This window comes from Pseudorhodobacter sp., from assembly GCF_030452865.1.
Taxonomy (GTDB): domain Bacteria; phylum Pseudomonadota; class Alphaproteobacteria; order Rhodobacterales; family Rhodobacteraceae; genus Pseudorhodobacter.
This window is the reverse complement of sequence record NZ_JAKDLJ010000544.1, coordinates 1-1,890: the sequence shown is the minus strand read 5'-3', so window position 1 is coordinate 1,890 and position 1,890 is coordinate 1. Positions and strand designations below refer to the sequence as shown.

Below are 1,890 nucleotides of genomic sequence, written 5' to 3'. Positions count from 1 at the left end.
GCGGTAGATTTCCATGTCGGGGGTCACATGGTCGAACAGATGCGGGCCGACGAAATAGCCTTCCTCATAACCCTGCAACTTGAAACCGCGCCCGTCGACGACCAGCTTGGCACCTTGCGCAATGCCGGATTCCACCAGTTTCAGGATCTTGGCCTTTGCCGCCGCCGTTACCACCGGGCCGTAGTCGATATCATTGCCAGCAGTATAAGGCCCAACCTTCAGCTTCTCGATCCGCGGCACCAGCTTCGCGATGAGGCGATCCGCGGTTTCATCGCCAACGGGAACCGCGACGGAGATTGCCATGCAACGCTCCCCCGCAGCGCCATAACCGGCGCCGATCAGCGCGTCGGCGGCTTGGTCCATATCGGCATCGGGCATGATGATCATATGGTTCTTGGCACCGCCAAAGCATTGCACGCGCTTGCCGTTGGCACAGCCCCGGCCATAGATATATTCCGCAATGGGAGTGGAGCCGACAAAGCCCACGGCTTGAATGGTTTCATTGTCCAGAATCGCATCAACTGATTCTTTGTCGCCATTGATCACCTGCAACACGCCATCGGGCAGGCCTGCCTCTTTGAACAATTCTGCCAGCATCAAAGGCACGGAAGGGTCACGCTCCGACGGTTTCAGGATGTAGGAATTGCCGCTTGCCAGCGCCGGGCCGAGCTTCCACAGCGGGATCATCGCGGGAAAGTTGAACGGCGTAATGCCTGCGGCAACACCCAAAGGCTGGCGCATCGAATACATGTCGATGCCGGGGCCAGCGCCATCGGTGAACTCGCCCTTCAACATCTGTGCGGCATTGATCGAATACTCAATGACCTCCAGCCCGCGCTGCACATCGCCTTTCGCATCCGGAAATGTCTTGCCATGCTCACGGCTCAGCGCCTCGGCCAGCTTGTCCATATCGCGGTTGAGCAGGCCCACCATTGCCATCATCACCCGACCACGCTTTTGCGGGTTCATTGCGCCCCAGGCAACTTGCGCTTTGGCGGCATCTGCCACCGCTGCATCGAGTTCAGCCTTGGAAGCGAGCGGCACCTTGGCCTGAACTTCTCCCGTCGCCGGGTTCATCACATCGGCGAAACGCCCGGATGTCCCTTTGACATGCTTGCCGTTGATCCAATGGCTCAGTTCTTTCATGACGTGCGCTCCTGTTCTGAATAGGCTGATCTGAATTTACCGTATGATAGGCTTGCAAATTTGCCGGATAAAGGGGCAATATCTCAAAAGTGTTTTGCAGTTTTGCAGGGGTTCGGCATGGATTGGGACGATTTGCGCATTTTCCTTGCGGTTGCACGGGCCGAAAGCCTGTCCGGCGCGGGCAAGATGCTGCGGATTGATCCCGCGACCGTAGGGCGGCGGATTGCGCGGCTGGAACACTGGCTTGCCGCGCGCCTGTTCACCAAGACGCCGCAGGGCTATGCATTGACCGAAGACGGCAAGCGGTTGATGGAACCCGCACTTTCGGCTGAAACGGCCTGCGCCGCTGCGTCGGACAGCCTGTCCACGCGCAGCGATGGTTTGACCGGGCAAATCCGCCTCGGCGCGCCGGACGGCGGCGCGAATTACCTGCTGCCTCAGGTGCTGACCCGGATCAGCGCGGAAAATCCCGGGCTGGAGGTTCAGCTTGTCGCTTTGCCGCGCGTGTTCAACCTCTCAAAACGCGAAGCGGATATGGCAATCGCGGTCAGCCGCCCCGAAACCGGGCGGTTGACGGTGCAAAAGCTGACCGATTACCACCTGCATCTGGCGGCAAGCCGTGATTATCTGGCCCGGAACAGCCCGATCTGCTGCGTGGAAGACCTGCGCCAGCACCGGATCGTCGGTTATATCCCCGATATGATCTTTGATAAGGAATTGGACTATCTGGGGGAGTTTGGTGCA

The 1,890-nt window shown here is 59.2% G+C and carries 2 protein-coding genes; one reads left to right on the top strand and one right to left on the bottom strand.

Annotated features, from left to right (window positions below):
• Positions 1-1,146, bottom strand: a 1,146-nt coding sequence (gene mmsA / locus L0H65_RS19245; RefSeq protein ID WP_301460800.1) for a CoA-acylating methylmalonate-semialdehyde dehydrogenase, incomplete at its 3' end; no start/stop codon positions are given.
• Between the two features lie 117 nt (positions 1,147-1,263).
• Here mmsA and L0H65_RS19240 point away from each other — a divergent pair.
• Positions 1,264-1,890, top strand: a 627-nt coding sequence (locus L0H65_RS19240) for a LysR family transcriptional regulator (RefSeq protein WP_301460799.1), incomplete at its 3' end; no start/stop codon positions are given.